The organism is Streptomyces sp. DG2A-72 (assembly GCF_030499575.1).
In the GTDB taxonomy this organism is placed as follows: domain Bacteria; phylum Actinomycetota; class Actinomycetes; order Streptomycetales; family Streptomycetaceae; genus Streptomyces.
The window spans coordinates 3,237,250-3,263,401 of sequence record NZ_JASTLC010000001.1; the positions used below are offsets into that span (position 1 = coordinate 3,237,250).

Here is a 26,152-nt window from a genome sequence, read left to right on the forward strand (position 1 = left end):
GCCGTCGTCCGTACCGTCCACGCACCGGGACCCCGAGATGGTTCAACGCATGGGAAAACAGTGCCTGTTGAACCATTCCGGGGTCCTGGTGCGTGGATGGGGCGGAAGAGACGGACGGCACACCAGGAGGTACGACGCGTGGCGGACTTCTCCATCGACTACTCGGCCCTGCACACGGTCCAGAAGAAGATGCACGACCTGGCCGACCAGGCCGACTCGGGCGGTGCGACCGGGGCGTTCAAGGAGGTGGGCGAGGACACCTCCAGCGAGCGCAGGGCGGTCTTCGGTGACTCCGGTCTCTCCTCCGCGTTCAACCTCTTCTACCGCCGCTCCAGCTCCCGTACGAAGCAGGCCAAGGACGGGCTCGGCCAACTGGCGGACGTCTTCAGCTCCGTTGCCAACACCTTCTTCGACGCCGACGCCCAGCTCTCCAGCGCGGCGGGGCTGATGGGCTCCAGCATCGGCCTCGACGAATGGAAGAACGACACGGCGGCGTACGAGGCCTGGCAGGAGGACAAGACCGCTTGGGACGCCTACCTCGACAAGATCGGCGCCGGCGAGTACTTCGACCAGAACCCGGACGCCGACATCAGTGAGGTCTGCCGGGCCGACGGCGCCCCTTCCTGGTGCGAGACCTGGCAGAACGACGAGGACGCCCCCGATCCGCCGGGCCCCGCACCGGAGAAGCCCTCCGACGACCCGCCGACCACGTACACCTACGAGGACGAGCACGGGACGGTCGAGGTCAAGGTCGAGCTGAACGACCAGCACGACGTCATGAAGGAGACGTCGACGATCACCACCCCCGACGGCCAGTCCTACACGTCGGTCACCACGTACGACTCCGCCCCGAAGATCATCGATCCGGAGGGCGACGGCACCAAGGACGCCTTCGACGCCCGCGACTACACCATGGTCACCACCTACGCGGACGGTTCGAAGACCACCAGCGTCTTCACGATCAGCGACGACGGCTCGGGAACCATGACGAGCACCGACCAGGACGGCAAGGTCACCGTCTCCACCCGCTCCGGCCCGGACGCGGAATGGGTGACCCCCGAAGACGACGAAGAAGAGTAGAGACCGGGAAAGGACCCCTCCCCATGGCAGCCAACATCAGCCTCTCCTACGCCGAGATCGAACGTGTCGCCGGCCTGCTGGACACGAGCGTCGACCAGACCCTGGTCCCGCGCATGGACGAGGCCAAGCAGGAAGTGGACACCCTCCTGGACACGGCTCTGATCCTCACCGAGTCCAGCCCCGCCCTCCAGGTCCAGTACGAGAAGTTCACCACCTCGCTGAAGGAGGCCACCGACAGCATCAAGGGTTACGCCGAGCAGTTCCGCAAGATCATGGAGTCGGTGAAGGGGATGGACCACGACATCGCCGAGAAGGTCAACAGCAGCGGCCAGTAGCCCTCCGGGCCCGGTCACCCGTCCAGTAGCCCGAGCAGTCGGACACCCCTCAGGAGGATCACGATGGCAGCAGGAAGTCCCGATGTCCTTTTCGATTACGACGAGATCGCCCGGGCCGCCACGGCCATGGGCAACAAGCTCACCGACATCTCCAACGAACTGACCGACCTGGAGACCACGGTGAGCGGCCTGCTCCAGGACGGCCTGGTCTTCGAGAAGGCCAGCCCCGCGCTCAGGGACGCGTACGAAGCCTTCAGCAAGCAGATGAAGTCCTCGGCCAGCAACATCGGGGAGTACGGCAAGAGCTTCCAGGACATCGGCGAGTCGATCGCCCAGTCCGACCAGGACATCGCCAACGAGGTCATCAAGGCCCAGAGCGAGGCGAACGCCTGACCCAGTAGTAGAGCCAGCAGTGAAGAAGGGGGGTGGGGCCGCTGTCCAGCGGCCCCACCCCCCTTCTTCACTGCCTGCTCAGCCGTCCAGCACCGTGAGCGGCACCTGGACCGCGATCGGGGCGCCCGCCTCGCTCGCCGTCCAGCCGCGGCCGGGGGCCAGCGGGGTACGGACCTGCTCGGAGGAGATCCGCACCCCGATGAGGTCGCCCTCCCCGATCGACTTCGGCCCGAGCAGGATGCCGCGCCGCGAACGGCGGGCCATACCGACCCAGCCGAGGGAACTCATCGACTCGGGCAGCCCGGCGAGCAGCAGGCCCTGCTGTCGGTCGCGCCCCGAAGTGGCAACCTGCCGGAGCACCTTGTCGGCCCCGCACGACAGGAGCAGGTCCGCGTCGTCCACGACGATGACCACCGGTTTCCCCGAGACCGCGCGCAGGGCCTGGGTGACCGCGTCCGCCGAGGGGTCGTGGTCGGTGATGACGTGGGCGAGATCGTGTGCGGCGAGCTGCCGCAGCTGCGAGTCGCGCGGCGCGAGGACGACGAGTGCCGTGCCGCCCATCAGGAGGGACACGCACATGGAGGCGAGCGTCGTGCTGCGCCCCGAGCGCGGGGGCCCGGCGACCAGGAAGGAGCCGCCGCCGGCCGCGAAGTCGAAGCCCAGGGGCTCGGCAGTGTCGCCGCCGATGCCCACCAGGGCCCACAGCGGGCGGCGCTGGGCCTTGGGGACGCGGTCCACCGCCTCCTGGAAGCCGATCAGGGAAGGGAGTTCCTCGATGCGGAAGGGACGGCGGACGACCGGGAGCGCGGAGTCGCGCGCGGTGGTGCGGCGGCCGATCTCGGCCAGCGCCTCGCCCTGGTCGGCGCCGTCCTCGGTGGGCAGCAGCGCGATCTGGGCCTCGACACCGCTTGGGGCGTGCCAGCCGCGGCCGGGCGGGATGTGCGCCGGAACCTTGCCACGGCCCATTCCGGCGACGTTGTAGTCGCTGAGGTCGGCCTGCTTGAGCAGGAACCGGCTGTCGTTGTGGGCGGCGAGGCGGCCGCCCAGCAGGATGCGTTCGGAGGTGGCGATGACATGGATTCCGGCCGCCGCGCCCTCCCTCAGCAGCCGTACGACCTCGGAGTACAGCCGGCCCCCGTCGTAGTCGTCGAGCATCGCGCTGAGCGCGTCCCAGCCGTCGATGAGCAGCAGCAGACGGGCCGGGCGACGGTCCTTGGGGAGCTTGGCGCGCAGTTCGCCGATGCCGGCGGCGCTGTGCTGCGAGATCAAGCGCTGACGGGCCGTCAACTCTGCCGTCAGGCGGGAGATCAGCCGCTCCAGGCGTTCCGTGTCGTGCCGCGAGACGACCGCTCCGCAGTGCGGCAGGGACTCCAGGGCGGCGAGACCGCCGCCGGCCGCGTCGATGCCGTAGATGTGCAGGTCGGAGCTGGGGATGACGAGGGCGGCGGAGCCCGCGACGGTCCGCAGGACCTGGGTGCGCCCGGAGCGGGGCGAGCCGATGACGTAGAGGTGGCCGAAACTCGCGAAGTCGATCGTGCCGAGCCGTTGTTGCTGCAACTGCGGGACGTCCATGAGGGCGTACGGCACCAGCGGCAGCCCACCGGGTTCGGGCGGCGGGCAGGGCGGCAGGGATTCCATGCGGACGGTCTCGGCCAGCGGGGGCAGCCAGGGGCTGCGCTGCGGCTTGTAGTCGTCGAGGAGCTCGGCGGCCCGGCCGAGAGCCTCGACCAGGGCGCTCAGGTCGGTGACGGGTTCCTCGCCGCCGGTGCGGTACTCGAAGGGTTCGTGCTCGTCCTCCGCGGCCAGGTCGGCGGGGCGGCCCAGCCGGTTCCAGGTCAGCTCGACCCCTCGTACGGGACGGGAAGGCGTCACCGATTCGGGCGTGGCGGCTGAGGCGCGCTCGGCGCCCACCCAGGCCGTCTGGAACGGGGTGGGGGCGCCGGATCCGCGCCGGATGAGGGCGCGGCCCGGGGTGGAGGGCGAAATGCTGGCCGCTTCCGGCGCGTTGATGATGTCCTGGCTCTCGGAGCGGTCGGTCACCCGCAGGGCGATCCGGAGGTTGGTGTTGGCCTTGATCTCGTTGCTGACCGAGCCACCGGGCCGCTGGGTGGCCAGGACGAGGTGCAGGCCCAGCGAGCGGCCGCGCTGGGCGAGGCTGATCAGGCCCGGCACGAACTCGGGCAACTCCCTTACGAGGGTGGCGAATTCGTCGATGACCAGGAGCAGTCGGGGCAGCGCGGGCAGCTTCGGGTCGCGGGCCCGCTTGGCCCGGTACTCGGGATGGTCCTTGGCCTCGACGTCGGCCAGCACGCGTTCACGGCGGCGCAGTTCGGCGTCCAGCGAGGCCAGGGCCCGCTGCACCAGATGACCGTCCAGGTCGGTGATCATGCCGAGGGTGTGCGGGAGTTCGGCGCACTCGCTAAAGGCGCTGCCGCCCTTGTAGTCGACCAGCACGAAGGCCAGTTCGTCGGGCCGGTTGACGGCGGCCAGTGAGGCGATCATGGTCTGCAGCAGCTCGGACTTGCCGGATCCCGTGGTGCCGCCGATCAGCCCGTGCGGCCCGTCCCTGACCAGGTCGAGGCGGAGCTCGCCCTCGTACCCGGCGCCGAGCGTGAACATGGTGGAGGCCGGCCGGCGGGCCCAACCCGCCGCTATCGCGGCCGGGTCGGGCGGTTCCTGGCCGAGCAGCGGCAGCAGCCGTACGTCGGAGGGCAGCCCGGAGTCGCTGTCGACCGTGACGTCCCGCACGGGCGCGAGAGCGCGGGCGACCTCCTCGCACCAGTCGGCGCCGACCAGGTCGGCCCGGATGTCCTCCACGGAGGGCACTCCGGACGCCCGTACGGTCAGCCGGTTGCCCTCCGCCGTGATGACGGCGGTGCACTCCTCGGGCAGCAGCCGTTCGCGTTCGTCCACGCACAGACTGAAGATCCGCACACCGGGTCCGCCGGTCAGGACCTGGACGACGCCGGGCACGTCCCGCAGCCGACGGGCACCGTCGAGGACGACCAGCACATCCGGTTCGCGCAGCAGGGTGTGGCCCAGCGCGGAGGTGGCGGCGGACGTCCTGGCCTGGATGTCGGCGATCAGTTCGTTGACGCGGTGGGCCGTGCTCTCCGGGTCGTTGCCGAGCGCGATGACCGAGCCGCGGCGGTCGGGCCGCAGGTGCGGCAGCCAGCGCACCCAGTTCCAGGCGTCCGCGTGCGCGTCGTCGGTGAGGACGACGATCCGCAGGTCCCGGGGACTGTGCAGGACGGCGGCCTGCGCGACGGCCCAGCAGGCCACCGTACGAGGGGTGCCGCCGGGCCCGGACAGGCCCACGACGCCGAAGTCGGCCAGTTCGACGCCGAACGGCACGTCGGCCAGGCGCCAGTGCACCTGGCGGTGGTTGGACTCGCGGGCCTGGTCGTCGATGCGCTTGAGGGACGGGCGGGTGACCGTGCCGAGCCTGAGGGTGAGGTGGTCGGGGTCGCGGCGGCGGCGCTGCCACAGCAGGCTGCCGGGGCCGGTGGCGGTGAGCAGGACGGTGGCCGGGTCGGGGAACGTGATGTTGCGCAACTGCCGTTCCGCCACGGTCGCGTCGCGCATCTCCAGCTCCAGGGAGGCGCGGCGCAGCCGGTAGATGCGCAGTGCCTCCTCCTGTTGCTTGCGCCCGGTGCGGCGGCCCATGATCCAGTTGCTGACCGCCATGATCGGCGTGAAGAAGATGAAGATGATGAAGTAGAAGGAGCGGAACAGGCTCATCAGGACGAGGCCCATGACCAGCGGCATCAGCATCATCAGCACAGGGAACGGCCGTGAGCCGCGTTCGCCGGGCGGACCCTGCATACGGATCTGCTCGCTGTCCAGGTGCGGGGCGATGCGCGGCGGCCGGTTGTACTCGATGGCCAGGCCGTCGGCCGAGGGGTTGACGGCCGCGTCCGGGTCGAACAGCGGGCTCAGCCGCAGCAGATGGTCACCGAGCGACAGGTCGGCGTACGCGGGCCAGTCCTCCGAGCCGTCGTCCGGCGGCGGAAGCCAGCCGACCGGGGGCAGCGGGGGCTGTTGCGGCAGACCGTCCGGTCCCGGCCGGGCGGGCTGCGGGGTGTGCCCGCCGGGGCCGCCGTCCTGCGGGCCCGCCGGTTCCTCGGCGGTCAGCGGGGTCCCGGTCTCCGGGTCGACGGGCGGCGGCGGGGTCAGGCTGCGCAGCCCGCAGCGGGCCTGGTCGGCGTTGCCGGGCAGCCGGTAGGTCACCGTGCCGTCCGTGCCCACGGTGATCCACACGCCCTGCTCGGGCGCGCCCCCGCCGTCCAGCCGCAGGGCGCAGCCCCGGTCGGTGCCGGCTTCGTGACTGCCGGGCCCCAGCCGCCAGGACCGCCCGGCGCCGGGCCCGCCCACATGCCGGATCTCCACCAACTCCGGGTCGGAGGAGGGAGGTTCCCAGGCGCGGGCGGCCGTGCGGGCCGGCACGGGGGCGCCCAGGCCGACCACGACGCCCGCACGGATGCCGCTGGCGCCGATGGGCAGATCGGGGCCGAGCAGCCGGTCGCCCAGATACAGCGGCCCTGCCTCCAGAGCGGCGCCGAGGTCGCCGACCGTGGCCCCCTCGGGCAGGTCCAGCAGATGGTCCGCCCGGCGCCCGGCCGGGTCGGCGGTGGTGAGGATGAGGTTCACGTGGGTCCAACCGGTGGGCGAGGGTCAGCTGTGCGTGGACGTGGTGCCGGGGGCCGGGGCGGCGGGCTCCGGGCGGGGGCCGGCCGTGCGGGAGGCGCCGGGGAGCGGGGCCTCGCCGCTCGTGTGCAGGGATGTGCCGGACGCGTCAGGCGTACCGCGGGACACCCTCGGCGCTTCCCCCACGTCTTGGTCTTCCTCTTCTTCTTCGAACAGGTCGCGCGCATGGCGGCCGGACAGTCCGGTCGAGGCCTCGGCGGCCGAGGCGGGCGGCAGGACGGGCGGGATCGAGGGCAGCGCCCTGGCCACGGCGCGGCCCAGCGGGCCGCAGCGGGCCAGCAGCGGGGTCCCGGTGACGGCCACCCTGCCGTGCCGGTCGGTCAGCAGGGAGCGGACGTATGCCCGGCCGGGGCCCAGGACCACTGCCCGGACCGTGGGGTCGTCCCCGGGCGGGGCGGCGAACTCCGGGGGCAGCGGGTCCGGCAGTTCGGCCGCGATCAGCACAGGTGCGACACCGAGCCGGGGCGGGGTCTCCCGGGCGGTCCGGTAGGCCGACCGCACCGGGGGGCCCGGGTAGTCCCGGTGCACGCCCTCGGCGACGACGACCAGCGGGCTCGGCAGCCGTACGTCGAGCTGCGCGGCGACCGCCTGGACCAGGGCCGTGGCCGCCCGGTCGTTCCCGGTGACGGAGAGCACGGGCGGGCCGACGGCCAGGTCGAGGAAGGCCACCGACCGGTCCGCCTCACCGACGGCGACGATGATCGGGCGGACGTCGGCCGCCTCCGGTGTCACCGAGGGCAGGTCCGCGCGGGCCACGAGCCATCGCTCCGGTTGGTCCGGCTCCGTCCACCACGCCCCGTCGGGGTCGGGCTGCGCGAGTTCGGTCCCGGCGAGGAGCACGGCGACCGAGTCGGAGGCCACCAGCGCGGCGTACGGCCGGGCCGGCGCGGCGGCCAACCGGGCCGCGGCCAGGGCCCGTTCTGCGTCCCGCCAGTTCGCGGGGGTGCCCAACTGCCGTACGAGCAGCCGCAGACTCCTCCGGTGGCGGTACCAGGCCCGCACGGGCGCGGTGAACGCGTAACGCGTGACGGCCACTTCACGGCGCAGCCGCGCCCAGGCCGCGCGCCAGCCGCCCCAGCGCATCGCCCACACGCGCAGCAGCAGGAAGACCAGCAGCAGCGCTCCGGCGATGCCGAGCACCCGGTAGATGGTGTCACTGTGCTGCCGGAAGAAGACGAAGGGATCGGTGTTCCTCATGCCGCCTGGATCTGGTCTCGTAGCGCCAACAGGGCATAGTGGTTACGCGACTTGACGGTGCCCTGCGGGACCCCGATGGTCCGCGCGGCCTGCGCCCGGGTGTGGTCGCGCAAGTGGATGTGGAACAGCACCTCGCGATGCTCGGGCGACAGTCCCGCCAGGGCCAGCCGGACGACCTGACGGTCGGCGACGCCGTCGGCCAGGTCGCCGGCACTGTCCGGCCGGTGCACCATGTCGTCCGGGATCACGCCGACTGGAACGGCGCGGTCGCGTCGGCGGGCATCGACCGCGAGATTGCGGGCGACGCGGTAGAGCCAGGCGATCCGGCGGTCCTCGTCGTACCGGTCGAGGTCGGCGGCGGCCAGCCAGGCCCTCAACATCGTCTCCTGCACGATGTCCTCGGCGCGGTGCCGGTCTCCGGAGGTGAGCCGGTACGCGTAGCGGAGCAGGCGAGCCCGGTAGCGCTCAGCGGTTGGGGGAGAGCCGGGTAATTGAGCGTGAGACATGGTGTGGCTCCAACGACGCTCTCTGTGGGGCGACATGGGGGCACCGGGCCCACTGGGCCGTGGTGGAACTCCGAGGCTATTGACATCCTGCCGATTTTTCCTGTGTCACCTTTTGCCCAATAACGACAAAAGAGAGCAGAGTCACCTCAGATATAGCTCAGAGTTCAGCTCCCAATGGGCAACAGCAACAGGCGAGTTGCCCAATCAGGAAGGAATGCCGGGACCTTCAGTGCACCTCCTCGCATGTGTGGTCGGACTCGTCTAGAGCCCGCTGACCGGAAGCCGGCGGAACTCGATCGTCTCGTACGTCCCGCTCGTCCCCGTCTCGTACAGGATCCCGACCGTGCTCCGGTTCACCTGCACCAGGTCGGAGTAGGCGGCCCGGCGCCCGTCCAGGGTGCGGACCTTCTTGAACGTCTTTCCGGCGTCCTTGCTGCGCCAGATCGCCATGGACCGCCGGGCGGTGGGCACGGACGGGCCGGAGAACAGCAGCGGGCCCGACTGGACCTGGAGGACGCTGGCCTCCACCACGGGCACGTCGTTGAGGCTGGGCTGCACCCGGTAGGGGCGGTCCAGCTTCCGCGCGCCGCTGCTCGAATGGCTGTCGAGCCGGTTGCCGGTGCTCGTGCCGTTGTGGTCGCGGGAGTTGAAGTAGAGGCGGCCGTCGGTGAGCTGGGTGGCGGTGGATTCGTTGGCGTTGTTGTAGCCGTCGTAGGTGGTGTCGACGAAGCCCAGGTTCCAGGTCTGGCCGCCGTTGTCGCTGTAGAGGGCGTGGCCGCCGTAGTACTTGGACTCCTGGCCGGTGTCGGTGGAGCCGGCGGGCGGGGCCGTGGAGTGGTTGGCGGGGACCACCAGGCGTCCGGTGTGCGGGCCGCGGGTCAGGGCGACGGCGTGGCCCGGTCCGGTCGCGTACCAGCGCCAGTTCCGCGGCTTGACGCGGGTGGTGATGTCGCGCGGCGGTGTGAAGCTGAGGCCGTCGTCCCAGCTGCGCTGCACGAACACCCGGCGGCTCTGCTGGGGCGTGACCTCGCCGCGCATGATCTGACTCTCCGTCACGTCCCCGCTGTTGTAGGAGGTGAGCAGGATGACCGCGTCGGCGCGCGGGTCGTACACGGGCGCCGGGTTGCCCCGGGTGTTCCCGCCGCCGGCCGCGACGACCTGGAGCGGGCCCCAGGTGCAGCCTCCGTCGCCGGAGCGGCGCAGGACGACATCGATGTTGCCGGTGTCGCCGGCGCCGTCGCGCCGGCCCTCGGCGAAGGCGAGGATCGTGCCCTCGCCGGTACTCACGGTGGCGGGGATGCGGTAGGTGTCGTAGCCGCCCTTTCCGGAGACGTACGGCAGTGAGGTGGTACAGGCGGCTGCCGAGGCGGTGGCCGTGGGAGCGGCCAGGGGACTGAGGAGTACTGCGGTGACGAGGAGGGTGCGGATCAGGAGTCTCATCCCTCTCCCTGACGGATCGTCGGATGCTGTCCGTCACATGGTCCCCGGTGTGACCATCCCCGACTCGTACGCCACGATGACCAATTGCGCCCGGTCCCTCGCCCCCAGCTTCCCCATGATCCGACTGACGTGCGTCTTCGCCGTCAGCGGGCTCAGCCCCAACGCCTCGGCGATCTCGGTGTTGTTGAGCCCGCGCGCCACCAGAGTGAGCACCTCGCGCTCCCGTTCGGACAGGCATTCGGGCCCGCCCGCCGCCGGCGGAGCCGAAGGGCTGCGCAGAAGTCGCTCGATCAGCCGTGCCGTCGGCCCCGGCGACAGCAGCGCCTCCCCGGCCGCCACCGTCCGGATCGCGTCCAGCAGTTCGGCCGGACGGGTGTCCTTCACCAGGAAGCCGGAGGCGCCGGCCCGCAGCGCCTCGACGATGTGCTCGTCGGTGTCGTAGGTGGTGAGGACGAGGACCTTGACGCCGGCCAGGTCCTCGTCGGCGGCGATCTGCCGGGTCGCCTCGATGCCGTCCAGGTCGGGCATGCGGATGTCCATCACCACCAGGTCGGCGCGTTCGCTGCGGGCCAGCCGCACGGCCTCGCGGCCGGTGCCCGCCTGGCCGACGACCTCCATGTCCGGGGCCGACTCGATGAGCATGGCGAACGCGGCGCGCACGAGGTTCTGGTCGTCCGCGAGCAGTACTCGGATGGTCATCCGGTCCCTTCCAGCACGTTCATGGGCAGTACGGCGGCCACCTCGAAGCCGCCCTGGGCGCGCGGTCCGGCGACGAGGGTGCCGCCCACACTGCGGGCCCGCTCGCGCATGCCGACCAGCCCGAAACCGGGCTGCGCGGCATTCCCGGCCCCGGTGCCGTCGTCGGTGACCGTGAGGTGCAGGGCACCGTCCCGCTCGTGCAGGTCGACGCGGACGGACGGTTCGGGTCCCGCGTGCCGTACGGCGTTGGTCAGCGCCTCCTGGACGATGCGGTAGGCGGCGGCGCCGACGGCGGGCGGGGCGTGCCGAATCCGTACCGTCTGCTCCACGCGCGCGCCCGCGAGCCGGGCGGCCTCCACGAGGTCGGACAGTCCGTCCAGGCCGGGCAGCGCACCGCGCGCGTCCGGCGAGCCGTGCTCCCGCAGCACCTCCAGCGTCGTACGCAGCTCGCCGCGCGCCGTCCGGCAGGTCTCGGCGATGTCGTCGAGGGCCTTGGCGACCGTCTCCCGGTCCAGGCGCTCGGGGTCGGCGGCGAGCACATGCGCGGCGACGGAGGTCTGCACTCCGATGAGGGTGATGCTGTGCGCGAGCAGGTCGTGCAGGTCCCGGGCGATCCGGAGGCGCTCCTCGGCGACGCGGCGGCGGGCCTCCTCCTCGCGGGTGCGTTCGGCGCGTACGGCGCGTTCGACGATGGCGGCGACGTACTGGCGGTAGTAGCGGATGTCGATGCCGAGGAAGAGGACGGCGATGACCCAGCCGGAGATCCGCAGGAGCTCCACCACCCCGTTGGGGTTGGTGAGGGCGTTGATGATCAGCGTCACGCCGAGGATCGTGGTGCCGGTGAGCAGCGTACGGCGCACCGTGCCGGTCGCCGCGATCGTGTACAGCACCACCATGGTCGCCGGGATGGGCGCGCTGTGGTTGTTGTCGAGGGCGTGGTACGGAGCGACGCAGGCCAGCACCACGAGCAGGACCGGCACCGGGCGGCGGCGCCGCCACACGAGCGGCACATGCGCGGCGAGCAGCAGGGTCCAGCCGAGCGCGTCGGGCCGCAGCCCGTGGTCGCCGAGCAGGGCGAGGGCCGTGGCGACGACGGCGAGCGCCCCGGCCAGCAGCGCGTCGTTGCGCATGCCGTGCGGGGCGGTGCGGGGGTCGCGGTTGATCGCCGCCATGACCCGCTCGCCCAGGCGGGGAGGTGCCGTTGTGGTGGTTGCCTGCACAGGGTCATCTTCCGTGCGGAGGGCGCCCCTCCGGGAGAGGGGCGCCTGTTCGGGTCAGTGGGCGGACGCGGTCACCGGCTCGGGTTCCTTCGGCGGTACCGGCGGTTCGGGCTCGCGGGAGAGGCGGCCCGGCCACCACACCTTGCGGCGCAGCGCGACGCTCGCGCTGGTGACCAGGTAGGTGCGGACGAGGAAGGTGTCGAGCAGGACGCCCACCGCGATGACGAAGCCCAGCTCGACGAGTTGGACGAGCGGCATGTTGGTGAGCACCGCGAAGGTGGCCGCGAGGACCAGTCCCGCGGAGGCGATGACCCCGCCCGTCGTCCGCAGCGCGGTCAGGGCGGCTGCCACGGGCTCGGCGCCCTTCAGCGCCTCCTCCCGCATCCGGTGCATCAGGAAGATGCCGTAGTCGACGCCGAGGGCGACGAGGAACACGAAGGACAGCAGCCCGAGTCCGGGGTCGGTGCCCTCGAAGCCGAACACCGGCCCGAAGACCAGCCCGCCGATGCCGAGCGCCGCACCCCACACCGCGACCACGGCGGCCACCAGCAGCAGCGGAGCGACGATGCTACGCAGCAGCGCGACGAGGATCAGCAGGACCGAGAGCAGCACGATCGGTACGACGATCAGCCGGTCCCGTGCGTTGGTGTCCTTCAGGTCGATCTGCTCGGCGCTCGCTCCGCCGACGTAGGAGCCGTCGAGCCGGTCACGCAGATCCTCGATGGTGCGGGTCTCGCCCGGGGACTGCGGCGGGGCGGCGGCGAGTACGGAGATCTCGGTCCAGCCGTCGCCGCTGCGACCGCGTTCGGCGCTCTCCACGCCGCCCGTGTCGCGGATGTCGGCCAGGGCGGCGTCGGCACGGTCGGTGGGTGCGATGACGCTGATGGGCTGCGTGCCCTGTTCGGGGTAGGCCGTGGCCAGGGTCTCCATGGCGGCGACCGCTTCGGGCTTGCTGGTGAAGGAGTCCTCCTGCTTGATGGTGCCGGGCAGGTTCAGCGTGCCCAGCGCGAGCGCCCCGAGCAGGACCGCGCCACCGGCGAGCACGGTCAGCGGACGCCGCCCGGCGGAGCTGCCCATCGCGGAGAACAGCGACCGGCGGACCTTGGGCTGAGTGCCGTAGCGCGGCACCAGCGGCCAGAACACCCGTCGGCCCAGCAGCACCAGCAGCGCGGGCAGCAGGGTCAGCATGGCCACCAGCGCGCACAGCACGCCGACCGTGCCGAGCGGGCCCATGCCCCGGCTGGAGTTGAGGTCTGCGGCGAGCAGGCACAGCAGTCCCGCGGCGACGGTGCCCGAGGAGGCGAGCACGGCGGGCCCGCAGCCGCGCAGGGCGGCGACCATGGCGTCGTACGGCCGCTCGATGCGCCGCAGTTCCTCCCGGTACCGGGAGACGAGCAGCAGCGCGTAGTCGGTCCCCGCCCCGAACACGAGGATCGTCATGATCCCGGAACTCTGGCCGGACACGGACGTCCCGAACCACTGGTTGAGCCCGTAGGCGACGCCCATCGACAGATAGTCGGCCATGCCTGCGACGAAGAGCGGCACCAGCCACAGGAACGGGCTGCGGTAGATGATGATCAGCAGCAGCGCGACGACTGCGACGGTGGTGTAGAGCAGCGGTCCGTCGAGCGAGTTGTAGATCTCGGCGGCGTCCGTGGCGAGCGCCCCCGAACCGCCGACGTCGACGTTCAGCCCATCCCCGCCCTGTGCGATGTCCCGTACGTCGTTGACCAGCTCGTCCCGGGCCTTCTCGTCCGTGCCGGGCTCGGTGCTGGCCACCGGGTACATCAGGGTGGTGCCGTCCCGGGACGGCACGCCGGCCGGTTCGCCGGTCAGGGTGTGCGCGCCCGCGATCCGGTCGATCTGGCCGGCGGCGGTGGCCTTGTCGGCGGCGGTCAGTCCGCCGTCGCGGTGGTAGACGACGACCATTTCGGTGGCCTCACCACCGGGCAGCCGCTCCTGGATCTTGGCGACCTGAGTGGAGTCGGCACTGGCCGGCAGATAGTCGACGGCACGGTCACGCTGGACGTCACCGAGTTTCGAGGCGAACGGCGAGGCGATCGCCAGCACGGCGATCCACAGCCCGAGCACCAGCCAGGGCACGGCACGCCGCCGCCGTACGGATGTCCTTGCGGCCCCCATGTGACGGGCCTCCCTCCGGTCGGGGTGTCTGGGTCGTTCTCCAGACTCCCGGCGGGAGGGGGGCGATTCGTCGCGCGTGAGGGCGAGTTGAGGGGTACTGCCAGGGGCGGCACGCAGGCCGCGTTACTCCCCGGGGAGTACGGCTACGACGGTGTACGCGCCGCCGCCAGCAACCGGCTCACATCGTCCCCGCAGATCGTGAGCGCCGCCCCCACCGTGCTGAGCACATCCCGCTCGGCCGGGGTGTACGGCCCGTCCGCGAGGGCGATCCGCGCGCCCTGCAGCAGGATCGACTCCCGGCCCGCCGCGGCGAGGTGCGGGGCCAGCGGATCGAGGGCCTCGTGCAGCTCTATGGCCAGACCTGCCCCGCACGGCTCGCCGTAGACCCGGCCGGTGTCCGCGGCGAGCGCCTCCACGAGGGCGTTCAGCTGGTCCTCCGTACAGTCGTCGAACCCGGCGGCACGGACCTCGGTCGCCGCCGCCTCCAAAGACGTACGACTGCAGGTGCCGCCCGCGGCGAGGACCGCGAGGGCGACGGTGTGCACGGCGTCGCGGAGCATCGCGGAGAACCGCGTGGTCGTCGGGTGGTCCATCACATCCGTGCCGAAGTGCCGACGGCAGGCCGCACACTCCACCACCGGCCCGGACTCACCCCGCGGCAGCACGGGCACACCCAGCATCGTGAACCGGCGGCGCCCGGTCAGCCGCTGATAGTTCCGGTCTCCCCCACACCCCGGGCAGAAGAACTCACCGTCCCCGACGGCACTCCACGAAGTACGGGTGCCCAGAATGCGCGCACGCCTGGCAGCACGGCCGTCTCGTCCCCGTCCTGGCAGCACGTCGCACCTCCGTAACCCCACGGCAACATCGCCGCGCTCGCGTGATGTTAGCCACATTGTTGAGCCAGAGTCAGTACCCCGGACGAGACCTACCCGTGACCTGCACAGGGATTGGCCGGAATACGACAGGCCCCGCCCACCGGAATACGGCAGACGGGGCCTCTGAACGCCGGGCGCAACAACGCCCTAAAGGGGCGCGGGGCTGTGTCGATATGCGGCTCCGCCGCGTGGGCGCGACCAGCCACGACGGCGCGTCAGCCGATCAACGACCTGCCCGGTTGACGGCGGAGACAACCGCCTTCAGCGACGCACGCGTCGTATTCGCATCGATCCCGATCCCCCACAGAACCTTGTCCTCGATCGCCACCTCGATGTACGACGCGGCCTGCGCGGACGCCCCCTCGCTCATCGTGTGCTCCTGATAGTCCAGCAGCCGCGCATCGATGCCGATGCCCTGCAGCGCATGGAAGAAGGCCGAGATCGGACCATTGCCCGTGCCGACCAGGGTCGTCTCGACGCCGTCCACCTCCGCCTCGACGTGGAGCGTGTCCACACCGTCCGTGTCGGTCGTCGACTGGCCGTTCTTGACCTGGATCCGACCCCACGGATTCCCGGGGTTCGGCAGGTACTCGTCCTGGAAGATCGCCCAGATGTCCTTCGGCGTGACCTCGCCGCCCTCGGCATCCGTCTTCGCCTGGATGATCTTCGAGAACTCGATCTGCATCCGGCGCGGCAGGTCCAGGTTGTGCTCGTTCTTCAGGACGTACGCCAGCCCGCCCTTGCCGGACTGCGAGTTGACGCGGATGACCGCCTCGTAGGACCGCCCGACGTCCTTCGGGTCGATCGGCAGGTAGGGCACGGCCCACTCGATGTCGTCGACGGTGACCCCGCGAGCCGCCGCGTCGGCCTCCATCGCGTCGAAGCCCTTCTTGATGGCGTCCTGGTGGGAGCCGGAGAAGGACGTGTAGACCAGGTCGCCCACGTACGGGTGGCGCGGGTCGACCTCCATCTGGTTGCAGTACTCCCACGTACGACGGATCTCGTCGATGTCGGAGAAGTCGATCTGCGGGTCGACGCCCTGTGAGAACAGGTTCATGCCCAGGGTGACCAGGTCGACGTTGCCGGTGCGCTCACCCTGTCCGAACAGGCAGCCCTCGACGCGGTCGGCGCCGGCCATCAGCGCCAGCTCGGCCGCCGCCACCGCCGTACCGCGGTCGTTGTGCGGGTGGATCGACAGGCAGACGTGCTCACGGCGGGACAGGTTGCGGCCCATCCACTCGAAGCGGTCCGCGTGCGTGGACGGCGTCGAGCGCTCCACGGTCGCCGGCAGGTTGAGGATGATCTCGCGCCCCGGACCGGGCCGCCACACATCCATCACCGCCTCGCAGACCTCCAGCGCGAAGTCCAGCTCGGTGTCGGTGAAGATCTCCGGGCTGTACTGGTACCCGAACTCGGTCTCCGGCCCCAGCAGCTTCTCCGCGTACTCCATCACCAGCCGCGTGCCGTCGACGGCGATCTGCTTGATGTCGTCCTTGGAGCCACGGAAGACGACCCGCCGGAAGACCGGGGCGGTGGCGTTGTAGAGGTGCACGGTGGCGCGCTTGGCGCCCTTGATGGACTCCACCGTCCGCTCGATCAGGTCCTCGCGGGCCTGGGTCAGTACGGAGATGGTGACGTCGTCGGGGATCGCGCCCTCTTCCTCGACGATGGAGCGCACGAAGTCGAAGTCGGTCTGACCGGAGGCCGGGAAGCCGACCTCGATCTCCTTGTAGCCCATCTTGACCAGCAGGTCGAACATCGCGCGCTTGCGCACGGGCGACATGGGGTCGATCAGGGCCTGGTTGCCGTCACGCAGGTCGGTGGAGAGCCAGCGGGGGGCGGCGGCGATCCGCTTCTCGGGCCAGGTGCGGTCGGGAATGTCGACCTGCTCGTACCGGCCGTACTTCTGAATCGGCATAGAACTGGGCTGCTGGCGATTTGCCATGGTGCGGGGCTCCTCAGGATGTCCGGAAGGACGGCCGACGACGCAACACCAAGCTCCGCGGGGAGGGAGTCGACCTGTACTACAGGCCCTCGCCGCGGCAGCTAAGGAGGAGCAGCCCGAAACGCATGATGCGCAGCATCGTAGCTGAGCCCCTCCCGAATGCAGGCCTCTGTATCAATATGCGGGACTAGAGCACCCCGCCAGGGGCGCGGGGAACTGCACGACAAGCCACGACGGCGCCGCAGCCAATAACACAGCGCAACCACCCCACGCCCAAACATCCCCACATTTCACCAATCATGGTTGCCGATAGTGACACCGGCATCACGGAGTGCAAGTGTGCGGAACATGACGACAAACGGGGGCTACACGCCCGTCTTCTGCACCGTCGTGCCACCCCACATCCTCGACAAGCTCGCCCAGGCCGAGGACCCCGCGCTCGCCGGCCCCGCTCGCAAGACCCTCGAGCGCGACGCCTACCAGCGCACCCACCGCCGCCTGACCACAGTCCTCGGCGCACCCACCATCGCCCCGCCAGCCGAAGCCGCCGCAGGCAAACCGCACCGCACGATCCACGACGCCGAGCACAAGACCGACCTGCCCGGCAAGAAGGTCCGCGCCGAGGGCGACAAGCCCGGCAAGGACGCCACCGTCAACCGCGCCTACGCGGGCCTGGGCGCCACCTTCGAGCTGTTCCTGAAGGCGTACGGGCGCGACTCGATCGACGGCGACGGACTGCCGCTCGACGCGACCGTGCACTACGACGAGGACTACGGCAACGCCTTCTGGAACGGCGAGCAGATGGTGTTCGGCGACGGCGACGGCGAGATCTTCCTCGACTTCACCATCCCGATCGACGTCATCGGCCATGAGCTGGCCCACGGCGTCACCCAGTACACGGCCAACCTGACCTACTTCGGCCAGCCGGGCGCCCTGAACGAGTCGATGTCCGACGTGTTCGGCTCGCTGATCAAGCAGTACACCCTCGGCCAGACCGCCGCCGAGGCCGACTGGCTGATCGGCGCGGGCCTGCTCGCCCCGCGCGTGACCGGCAAGGCGCTGCGCTCCATGAAGGAGCCGGGCACGGCGTACGACGACGACGTCCTCGGCAAGGACCCGCAGCCCGGCACGATGGACGACTACGTCCGCACCGGCCGCGACAACGGCGGCGTGCACATCAACTCCGGCATCCCCAACCACGCCTTCTACCTCGCCGCGACCACGCTCGGCGGTCACGCCTGGGAGCGGGCCGGGCAGATCTGGTACGACGTGCTGACCGGGGGCGAGCTGAAGGAACAGGCCCTCTTCGTCGACTTCGCCACGCTGACGGTCGCTGCCGCGAAGGCACGGTACGGCGACAGCAGCGAGGAGCTTCAGGCCGTACTCAAGGCCTGGGAGCAGGTCGGGGTGCGCACCCTCTAGTTCCGTACTAGACAGGACCCATGCGTATTCAGGTGCGGCGCACGGGCGGATTCGCGGGCATCGAGCGGCACGCCGAGGTGGAGACCTCGGGGCGGCCCGATGCCCAGGAGTGGCACTCCCTGGCCGAGAGCGCGGTCGCGTCCGGCCGGGGTGTGCCCCCCGTCGGGGTTCCGGACGGCTTCAGCTACCAGATCACCGTGGACGGCAAGACGGTGTACTGCTCGGATCCCCGGCTCACGGAGGAGCAGCGGAAGCTGATCTCCAGGGTGCTCAAGGAAGGCGCGTAGCCGGTCGGGGAAAGGGCGTAACTGCTTGTTCACGCCTGCCCGTTGACTTCCGTTACCGGCGGTACGGATGATCCGGCGCATGGCGACTGATCCGATACCTCGGTTCCCCTCCGGCTTCCTGTGGGGCGTCTCGACGTCCGCCCACCAGATCGAGGGCGCGGCCGACCAACGCGAACCCTCCGTCTGGGACGCCTTCACGGCCGAGCCGGGGCGGGTGAAGGACGGCTCGACGGCGGCGGTGGCCTGCGACCACTACCACCGCTACCGCGAGGACGTGGCGCTCCTGGCCGAGCTGGGGGTGGACGCGTACCGCTTCTCGATCTCCTGGCCGCGGGTCCGGTCCGAAGGCGGACTGGACTTCTACGACCGTCTGGTCGACGAGCTGTGCGCGGCGGGCGTACGTCCCGTCCCCACCCTCTTCCACTGGGACCTCCCGGTGTCCCTCGACTGGCTGAAGCGCGACACGGCTCCGCACTTCGCGGAGTACGTGTCGACGGTGGCGGGCCGCCTGGGCGACCGCGTCTCGAAGTGGATCACCCTCAACGAGCCCGCCGAACACACCCTGTTCGGCCATGCCCTCGGCGTCCACGCACCGGGCAAGCAGCTGATGTTCGACGCGCTGCCGGCCGCCCACCACCAACTCCTGGCCCACGGCCTGGCCGTACAAGCACTGCGCGCCTGCGGCGCCACCGACATCGGCATCGCCAACTCGCACGGCCCGACCTGGCCGGCCTCCCGCGAACAGGCGGACCTGGAAGCGGCCGACTTCTACGACCTGCTGCTCAACCGCCTCTTCGCCGACCCCGTCCTGCGCGGTGAATACCCCGAGGGAATCGGCGAGTTGATGCCCGGTGACGTCCCGGCCGACCTCAAGGTCATCGGTGAGCCGCTGGACTTCTACGGCGTCAACTACTACGCGCCGACCCGGGTGGGCGCCCCGCAGGGCACCGACATCGAGTTCGGCGGGCTGACCATCCCGGCCGAACTCCCCTTCTCCGTCCACGAGATCGACGGCGTCCCGGTGACCGACTTCGGCTGGCCGGTGGTCCCGGAGGGCCTGACCGAGCTGCTCACCGGCTTCCACGAGCGCTACGGCGACCGGCTCCCGCCCGTCGTGATCACCGAGAACGGCTGCTCGTACGAGGGGATCGACGACCAGGACCGGATCGCCTACCTGGACGCTCATGTGCGCGCGCTGCACCGGGCGGTGGAGGCGGGCGTGGACGTACGCGGCTACTTCGTGTGGTCGCTGCTGGACAACTTCGAGTGGGCGGAGGGGTACGCACGCCGCTTCGGGCTGGTCCACGTGGATCACGAGACGCTCGCCAGGACCCCGAAGGCGTCGTACGCCTGGTTCCGGGATGTGCTGCGGGCCCAGAGATGACCGGGGTCGCCCTTGCCGAGCCCGTCGAGAACGTCGGCCGGGGCTGGACGTCGGCCCTGTCGCTGGCCAACGTGGCGATCTGGGTGGGCTGGTACGGCCCGCTGCAGATCCTGCTGGCCCGGCAGGCGGAGGACTTCGCGCCCGGCACCGGCATGTCGAAGGAGACGCTGCTGGCGTGGGTGACGGGCGTGGGCGCGGTGGTGTCGCTGGCGGCCAACCCGTTCTTCGGCGCGCTGTCGGACCGTACGGCGGGCCGCTGGGGCCGCCGTACGCCGTGGATCGTGGCCGGCGCGGCGGGCGGTGCGCTGTCGTTGCTGCTGCTCGCGGGCGCGGGCGGGCTGTGGACGATGGCGGTGGGCTGGTGCCTGGTCCAGCTGACCCTGAACGCGGCCTTCGCGGCGGTGACGGCGGCGGTGCCGGACCGTGTGCCGCGACTGCAGCGGGGTTCGGTGGGCGGTTGGCTGGGGGCGGCGCAGATCCTGGGGGCGGTGGTCGGGACGGGGCTGGCGACGGCGGCGGGCGGGATCGCGGCGGGGTACGCGGCGTGCGCGCTCTTCTCTCTGGCGGGCGTGCTGCCGTACGTCCTGCGATACGGGGATCTCAGGCTGGCGGTGGCGGACCGGCCGCCCCGGTCCCCGAAGGCCTTCCTCAAGGGCTTCTGGCTGAGCCCGCGCCGCTACCCGGACTTCGGCTGGGCGTGGCTGACCCGCTTCCTGATCAATCTCAGCAACGCCCTCGTGATCCTCTACCTCCTCTACTACCTGCGGGACCGCCTGCGCCACGACGACCCCGAGTCCGGCGTCCTGATCCTCACCGCCGTGAACAGCGTGACCCTGCTGGCCACGGTCGTCGTGGGCGGCGCCTGGTCGGACCGCGTGGGCCGCCGCAAGCCCTTCGTGCGCTGGTCCGGGGTACTGATGGCCGCGGCCACGGCCCTACTGGCCGCCTGGCAGACCTGGCCGAGCGCAATCGTCGTGGCGGCCCTGCTGGGCGTGGGCCTGGGGGTCTTCATTTCGGTCGACTTCGCGTTGATGACGGACGTCCTGCCGAAGGCACGGGACCGAGGCAAGGACCTCGGCGTCATCAACGTGGCCAACGCCCTGCCCCAGGTGGCGGCGCCCGCCCTGGCCGCACCGATCGTGACGCACCTGGGCGGGTACCGGGTGCTGTACGCGGTGGCGGCGGGGGTCGGGCTGGCGGGGGCGGTGCTGGTGGGCCGGATCAGAGGCGTGGACTGAGGCGCCCCGTCAGGGGCGCGGGGAACTGCGCGACCAGCCCCCACGAACCCGCGGACGAACACGGCGCCCGCTCACAGCGCCCCAGCGTCCCGCGCCGCATAAACACTCGGGAACAACGGCCGGTAGCCCAGCTCCCGGCGGATACGGTCGGTGGACGTGATCACGAGCCACGGGTCGGGATCGGTGCGGCTGTACAGCTCCTCGGGTACCTCGACGCCATTGAGCTGGTGCAGCTCGACCGCCGTGACGAGGGCGTCGTCGGCGATGTTGTAGATACGGCCGGCAATTCCCGGCGCGTGCAGGATGCGCAGCAGCCCTTGGGCGACGTCCGCGTGATGGCCCATCTGGAGCCGCCGGGTCGCCGCCCAGTCCTTGGCCCACATCAGGGACTGGGCGAGGTGCGGGTCGCCCTCGCCGTAGACGAAGGGGAGCCGGCCGATGCGCACGTCCAGGCCCTCCAGCGCGAGCAGCTTCCGCTCGGCCTCCGCCTTGGACTCGGGATAGGCGCCCCACATCGACCCGCCGGGCCGGCTCTCGTCGTCCTCGGTGAGCGGGCGCCCGCGTCCGGTGCCGTACACCAACCCCGTGCTGACCTGCACGAACCGCTGCACACCGGCAGCCAGCGCGGCACGGCCCAGCTCCACCGCCGCGTCCCGGTTGACCGCCCACGCCTCCTCGTCCGGCACCCCGCGGAAGGAGGCCGCGACGTTGACGACCGCGTCGACCCCGGCGACGGCCTTGCCGAGCGCCTCCGTGTCCCGCAGATCGCCGACCACGACCTCGGCGCCCAGCTCTGCGAAGGGCTCACCCCGCGCCGCGTCCCGTACCAGCACCCGCACCCTCTCCGAGGGCCGGGCCTGCGCCAGCAGCCTCGGCACGAAGCGCCGGCCGACCTGTCCCGTCGTACCCGTCACCAGTGTCAACATGATCTGCTCCTCACGAACCGGATGCTCTGCTGCCACCACCCTCGGAGAGACACGCGCCGGCCGGGAGAGACCCGTTGATCAGGGGATCGACAGTCCCTGGATAAGACGGGCGGAGTGCCGCACGCTGGGGGCGTGAACCGAGCCGAACTCGCGGACTTCCTGCGCCGGGGCCGAGCCCGCCTGACCCCGTCGGACGTGGGCCTGGCGCCGGGCGCCCGGCGCCGTACGGCCGGTCTGCGGCGCGAGGAGGTGACGCAGCTGGCGGGCATGTCGGTGGACTACTACACGCGCCTGGAGCAGTCCCGGGGACCACGCCCGTCCCGGCAGATGCTGGCGGCGCTGGCCCGTGCCCTGCGTCTCACCGCCGACGAGCGCGACCATCTGTTCCACCTGGCCGGCGAGGAGCCACCGCGCCGCGAGACGGCGTCGGCGCACGTCGCGCCGGGCCTGATGCTGATCCTGGACCGGCTGCATGACACACCGGCGCAGGTGGTGACCGACTGTGGCGAGGTGCTGGCCCAGAACACCATGGCGAGGGCACTGACCCGCGATGTGATGTCCCGCCCCCCGGGCGAGCGCAACCTCCTCCGCCTCTACTTCCTGGACCCTGAGGCGTGCACCCTGTTCCCGGAGGAGGACCGGGCCGAGCACGCACGCGCCCATGTGGCCAATCTGCGTGCGGTGGCCGCCGCCCGTCCCGACGACCCGGAACCCGCCGCGCTGGTCGCCGAGCTCCGTTCGTCGAGCGAGGAGTTCGCGCGCCTGTGGGACGAACACGAGGTGTCGCTGCGCCACCGGGCGACCAAACGCTTCCTGCACCCTCTGGTCGGCCGGCTGGACCTCGACTGCGAGGTCCTGCTCAGCCACGAACACCACCAGCTCCTGGTCATCCACACCGCCCGCCCGGGCACGGAGTCCCACGAACGCCTCCAGCTGCTGCGCGTGGTGGGACTCCAGGACATGTCGGTGGGCAAGCCCTGAACCGGGCCGATGAAAAGACCTACGGCGATGTCAGTCTCCCGGCGTACTCTTGAAATCGCCAGGCCGCCCTTGTGGCAGGCGAGTCGTATGGAGGAGGACGTGCAGGCCTACAGAGCCGGCCCATGACTCAGACACCCACAGCTCACACCCCTGCGCAGGGGCAGGCACGAGCACGGTTCACCGTTCCCGCCCAGCACCCCATGGTCACCGTCCTGGGGTCCGGCGACGCCCTCCTGCGCGTGATCGAGAAGGCCTTCCCGGCGGCCGACATCCACGTCCGGGGCAATGAGATCAACGCGGTCGGCGACGCCGCAGAGGTCGCCCTCGTCCAGCGACTGTTCGACGAGATGATGCTGGTGCTCCGCACCGGACAGCCGATGACGGAGGACGCAGTGGAACGCTCGATCGCCATGCTCCGGGCGAGTGAGAACGGGGAGAGCGACGGCGAGGAGACCCCCGCCGAAGTCCTCACGCAGAACATCCTCTCCTCCCGCGGCCGCACGATCCGCCCCAAGACCCTCAACCAGAAGCGGTACGTCGACGCGATCGACAAGCACACGATCGTCTTCGGCATCGGCCCCGCCGGTACCGGCAAGACCTATCTCGCCATGGCCAAGGCAGTGCAGGCCCTGCAGTCCAAGCAGGTCAACCGCATCATCCTGACCAGGCCCGCGGTCGAGGCGGGCGAGCGTCTCGGCTTCCTGCCGGGCACGCTGTACGAGAAGATCGACCCGTATCTGCGGCCTCTGTATGACGCGCTGCACGACATGCTCGACCCCGACTCCATCCCGCGGCTCATGGCGGCGGGCACGATCGAGGTCGCGCCGCTGGCGTACATGCGTGGGCGTACGTTGAACGACGCCTTCATCATCCTGGACGAGGCCCAGAACACGAGCCCCGAGCAGATGAAGATGTTCCTCACCCGCCTCGGCTTCGACTCGAAGATCGTGATCACGGGTGACGTCACGCAGGTCGACCTCCCGGACGGCACCAAGTCCGGTCTGCGCCAGGTCCAGGACATCCTGGACGGCGTCCCGGACGTCCACTTCTCCCGGCTCTCGTCCCACGATGTCGTTCGGCACAAGCTCGTCGGCCGTATCGTCGACGCGTACGAGGAGTACGACAACAAGCACGGCACTCAGAACGGCTCCCACAAGGGCGGCCGGAGCAGGTCCGGGCACAAGGGGAAGTAGACCGAGCAGCACCATGTCGATCGACGTCAACAACGAGTCCGGAACCGAGGTCGACGAGCAGGCGATCCTCGACATCGCCCGCTACGCGCTCGCGCGGATGCGCATCCACCCGCTCTCCGAGCTCTCGGTGATCGTCGTGGACGCCGAAGCCATGGAGCAGCTGCACATCCAGTGGATGGACCTGCCGGGCCCGACGGATGTCATGTCCTTCCCGATGGACGAGCTGCGTCCGCCGGCGAAGGACGAGGACGAGCCGCCGCAGGGCCTGCTCGGCGACATCGTGCTGTGCCCTGAGGTCGCCGAGAAGCAGGGCAAGGAAGCCGAGACGCAGCACTCCATGGACGAGGAGCTCCAGCTCCTGACCGTCCATGGTGTGCTGCACCTGCTCGGCTACGACCACGAGGAAGCGGACGAGAAGGCCGAGATGTTCGGTCTCCAGGCGGCGATCGTGGACGGCTGGCGTGCGGAGAAGGGTCTCACCGGCCCGTCCCCGGCCCCGACCGTGTCATGAGCCCCCCGCTGATCTCCGGCGCCGTCGCGCTGGTCGTCGTCGCCTGGCTCGCCGCGTGCGCGGAGGCCGGTCTCGCCCGTGTCTCCAGCTTCCGCGCAGAGGAGGCCGTCAAGTCCGGCCGCCGCGGCAGCGAGAAACTCGCCCAGGTCGCCGCCGACCCGACCCGCTATCTCAATGTCGCGCTGCTGGTGCGCGTCGCCTGCGAGATGGCCGCCGCGGCGATGGTGACGTACGCCTGTCTGAACGAGATCGACAGCACCACCCGGGCCCTGCTCGCCGCGATCGGCGTCATGGTCCTGGTGTCGTATGTCGCCGTCGGCGTCTCCCCGCGCACCATCGGCCGCCAGCACCCGCTGAACACCGCGACGGCGGCGGCGTACGTCCTGCTGCCGCTGGCCCGCGTGATGGGCCCCATCCCGCCCCTGCTGATCCTCATCGGCAACGCGCTCACCCCGGGCAAGGGCTTCCGACGCGGCCCCTTCGCCTCCGAGGCGGAGCTGCGCGCACTGGTCGACCTCGCCGAGAAGGAGTCCCTGATCGAGGACGAGGAGCGCCGCATGGTGCACTCCGTCTTCGAGCTGGGCGACACCCTCGTACGGGAGGTCATGGTCCCGCGCACCGACCTGGTCGTCATCGAGCGCTACAAGACCATCCGCCAGGCCCTGACGCTGGCGCTGCGCTCCGGTTTCTCGCGGATCCCGGTGACCGGCGAGAGCGAGGACGACGTCGTCGGGATCGTGTATCTGAAGGACCTGGCCCGCAAGACGCACATCAGCCGGGACGCCGAGTCCGAGCTGGTCTCCACGGCCATGCGGCCCGCCGCCTTCGTGCCCGACACCAAGAACGCCGGCGATCTGCTCCGCGAGATGCAGCAGGACCGCAACCACGTCGCCGTCGTCATCGACGAGTACGGCGGCACGGCCGGCATCGTCACCATCGAGGACATCCTCGAGGAGATCGTCGGCGAGATCACCGACGAGTACGACCGGGAACTCCCGCCCGTGGAGGAGTTGGGCGAGGACCGCTACCGTGTCACCGCCCGCCTCGACATCGGCGACCTCGGCGACCTGTACGGCCTGGAGGCGTACGACGACGAGGACGTGGAGACCGTCGGCGGACTGCTGGCGAAGGCGCTGGGCCGCGTTCCGATCGCCGGGGCGTCGTCCGTCGTCGAACTCCCCGACGGCCGTGAGCTGCGGCTGACCGCGGAGGCCGCGGCGGGGCGCCGGAACAAGATCGTGACGGTGCTGGCGGAGCCGGTGGGCGCCACGAAGGAAGGGGCGGAAGAGGAGTGAGCCCCGAGGAGCTGCGCGGCTTCTGCCTGTCCTTCAACGCGGCAGTGGAGGACTTCCCCTTCGCGCCGGACATCTCGGTCTTCAAGGTCCTGGGCAAGATGTTCGCCCTGAGCTGGCTGGACTCCCGCCCGCTCACCGTCAACCTCAAGTGCGACCCGGAGGACGCTGTCCGGCTGCGCGGCGAGTACGAGGGCCTGATCATCCCCGGCTACCACATGAACAAGCGCCACTGGAACACGGTCGCTGTGGACGGCGGTCTCCCGGACCAGCTGGTCCGCGAGCTCATCGAGGACTCCTACGACCTCGTCGTCGCCGGACTTCCGCGCGCCGAACGCCTCCGCCTGGACCGGGCCTGACGGCCACTTCGTATGCT

22 protein-coding genes are annotated in these 26,152 nt (G+C 70.8%); 12 read left to right on the top strand and 10 right to left on the bottom strand.

All coding sequences use genetic code 11. The annotated features are described in order from the left end of the window. Positions 1-138: 138 nt before the first annotated feature. From QQY66_RS15435 to QQY66_RS15445, 3 genes are all read left to right on the top strand, one after another. Complete coding sequence (locus QQY66_RS15435; protein ID WP_301980892.1) at positions 139-1,080, top strand: serine/arginine repetitive matrix protein 2; 942 nt, start codon at positions 139-141, stop codon at positions 1,078-1,080. 23 nt (positions 1,081-1,103) lie between these two features. Beyond that, the gene (locus QQY66_RS15440) at positions 1,104-1,415 is read left to right on the top strand and encodes a hypothetical protein (protein WP_301980893.1); all 312 of its coding nucleotides are present in this window, start codon (positions 1,104-1,106) and stop codon (positions 1,413-1,415) included. 63 nt (positions 1,416-1,478) lie between these two features. Beyond that, the gene (locus QQY66_RS15445) at positions 1,479-1,808 is read left to right on the top strand and encodes a hypothetical protein (RefSeq protein ID WP_301980894.1); all 330 of its coding nucleotides are present in this window, start codon (positions 1,479-1,481) and stop codon (positions 1,806-1,808) included. 78 nt (positions 1,809-1,886) lie between these two features. Here QQY66_RS15445 and QQY66_RS15450 read toward each other — a convergent pair whose 3' ends face one another. From QQY66_RS15450 to leuA, 9 genes are all read right to left on the bottom strand, one after another. Beyond that, positions 1,887-6,458, bottom strand: coding sequence for an FtsK/SpoIIIE domain-containing protein (locus QQY66_RS15450; protein WP_301980895.1), 4,572 nt, complete (start codon positions 6,456-6,458; stop codon positions 1,887-1,889). 24 nt (positions 6,459-6,482) lie between these two features. Continuing rightward, positions 6,483-7,712, bottom strand: a complete 1,230-nt coding sequence (locus QQY66_RS15455) for a hypothetical protein (RefSeq protein WP_301980896.1) — start codon at positions 7,710-7,712, stop codon at positions 6,483-6,485. Next, complete coding sequence (locus tag QQY66_RS15460; protein WP_301980897.1) at positions 7,709-8,218, bottom strand: sigma-70 family RNA polymerase sigma factor; 510 nt, start codon at positions 8,216-8,218, stop codon at positions 7,709-7,711. Before QQY66_RS15460 ends, QQY66_RS15455 begins: the two co-directional genes overlap by 4 nt. A gap of 261 nt (positions 8,219-8,479) precedes the next feature. Then, the gene (locus QQY66_RS15465; RefSeq protein ID WP_301980899.1) at positions 8,480-9,658 is read right to left on the bottom strand and encodes an exo-alpha-sialidase; all 1,179 of its coding nucleotides are present in this window, start codon (positions 9,656-9,658) and stop codon (positions 8,480-8,482) included. Between the two features lie 33 nt (positions 9,659-9,691). Then, on the bottom strand, positions 9,692-10,357 hold the full coding sequence (locus QQY66_RS15470) for a response regulator transcription factor (RefSeq protein WP_301980900.1): 666 nt from the start codon (positions 10,355-10,357) through the stop codon (positions 9,692-9,694). Then, the gene (locus QQY66_RS15475) at positions 10,354-11,529 is read right to left on the bottom strand and encodes a sensor histidine kinase (protein WP_301987329.1); all 1,176 of its coding nucleotides are present in this window, start codon (positions 11,527-11,529) and stop codon (positions 10,354-10,356) included. The genes QQY66_RS15470 and QQY66_RS15475 overlap by 4 nt, the downstream gene beginning before the upstream one ends. Positions 11,530-11,631: 102 nt before the next feature. Continuing rightward, on the bottom strand, positions 11,632-13,719 hold the full coding sequence (locus tag QQY66_RS15480; protein ID WP_301980901.1) for an MMPL family transporter: 2,088 nt from the start codon (positions 13,717-13,719) through the stop codon (positions 11,632-11,634). Positions 13,720-13,862: 143 nt separating this feature from the next. Next, complete coding sequence (locus QQY66_RS15485) at positions 13,863-14,558, bottom strand: TerB family tellurite resistance protein (protein ID WP_301980902.1); 696 nt, start codon at positions 14,556-14,558, stop codon at positions 13,863-13,865. A gap of 262 nt (positions 14,559-14,820) precedes the next feature. Next, positions 14,821-16,542 carry a 2-isopropylmalate synthase gene (gene leuA / locus QQY66_RS15490; RefSeq protein ID WP_301980903.1) on the bottom strand — a complete coding sequence of 574 codons (1,722 nt, stop codon included), beginning with the start codon at positions 16,540-16,542 and terminating at the stop codon, positions 14,821-14,823. Positions 16,543-16,890: 348 nt separating this feature from the next. On the opposite strand from leuA, the gene QQY66_RS15495 reads away from it, so the two are divergent. The 4 genes from QQY66_RS15495 to QQY66_RS15510 all read left to right on the top strand — a co-directional run bounded on the left by QQY66_RS15495 (position 16,891) and on the right by QQY66_RS15510 (position 20,873). Beyond that, complete coding sequence (locus tag QQY66_RS15495; RefSeq protein ID WP_301980904.1) at positions 16,891-17,964, top strand: M4 family metallopeptidase; 1,074 nt, start codon at positions 16,891-16,893, stop codon at positions 17,962-17,964. Between the two features lie 20 nt (positions 17,965-17,984). After that, on the top strand, positions 17,985-18,251 hold the full coding sequence (locus QQY66_RS15500; RefSeq protein ID WP_301980906.1) for a protealysin inhibitor emfourin: 267 nt from the start codon (positions 17,985-17,987) through the stop codon (positions 18,249-18,251). A gap of 79 nt (positions 18,252-18,330) precedes the next feature. Beyond that, positions 18,331-19,635: a GH1 family beta-glucosidase gene (locus QQY66_RS15505; RefSeq protein WP_301980907.1), complete on the top strand. Its 1,305-nt coding sequence runs from the start codon at positions 18,331-18,333 to the stop codon at positions 19,633-19,635. Then, positions 19,632-20,873, top strand: coding sequence for an MFS transporter (locus QQY66_RS15510; RefSeq protein ID WP_301980909.1), 1,242 nt, complete (start codon positions 19,632-19,634; stop codon positions 20,871-20,873). Before QQY66_RS15505 ends, QQY66_RS15510 begins: the two co-directional genes overlap by 4 nt. A 71-nt stretch (positions 20,874-20,944) precedes the next feature. On the opposite strand, the gene QQY66_RS15515 is transcribed toward QQY66_RS15510, so the two are convergent. Then, a complete protein-coding gene (locus tag QQY66_RS15515) occupies positions 20,945-21,799 on the bottom strand; it encodes an NAD(P)-dependent oxidoreductase (RefSeq protein ID WP_301980911.1) in 855 nt (284 codons plus the stop codon). Positions 21,800-21,931: 132 nt separating this feature from the next. Between QQY66_RS15515 and QQY66_RS15520 the strand changes: the two genes are divergently transcribed. From QQY66_RS15520 to QQY66_RS15540, 5 genes are all read left to right on the top strand, one after another. Then, entirely contained in the window at positions 21,932-22,780 is an 849-nt protein-coding gene (locus tag QQY66_RS15520) for a helix-turn-helix transcriptional regulator (RefSeq protein WP_301980912.1), read from the top strand. Positions 22,781-22,902: 122 nt separating this feature from the next. After that, positions 22,903-23,973, top strand: coding sequence for a PhoH family protein (locus QQY66_RS15525; protein WP_301980913.1), 1,071 nt, complete (start codon positions 22,903-22,905; stop codon positions 23,971-23,973). Positions 23,974-23,986: 13 nt separating this feature from the next. Next, positions 23,987-24,484, top strand: coding sequence for an rRNA maturation RNase YbeY (gene ybeY / locus QQY66_RS15530; RefSeq protein WP_301980914.1), 498 nt, complete (start codon positions 23,987-23,989; stop codon positions 24,482-24,484). Continuing rightward, the gene (locus tag QQY66_RS15535; RefSeq protein WP_301980916.1) at positions 24,481-25,779 is read left to right on the top strand and encodes a hemolysin family protein; all 1,299 of its coding nucleotides are present in this window, start codon (positions 24,481-24,483) and stop codon (positions 25,777-25,779) included. The genes ybeY and QQY66_RS15535 overlap by 4 nt, the downstream gene beginning before the upstream one ends. After that, the gene (locus QQY66_RS15540) at positions 25,776-26,135 is read left to right on the top strand and encodes an MmcQ/YjbR family DNA-binding protein (protein ID WP_301980917.1); all 360 of its coding nucleotides are present in this window, start codon (positions 25,776-25,778) and stop codon (positions 26,133-26,135) included. Before QQY66_RS15535 ends, QQY66_RS15540 begins: the two co-directional genes overlap by 4 nt. Positions 26,136-26,152: the final 17 nt, after the last annotated feature.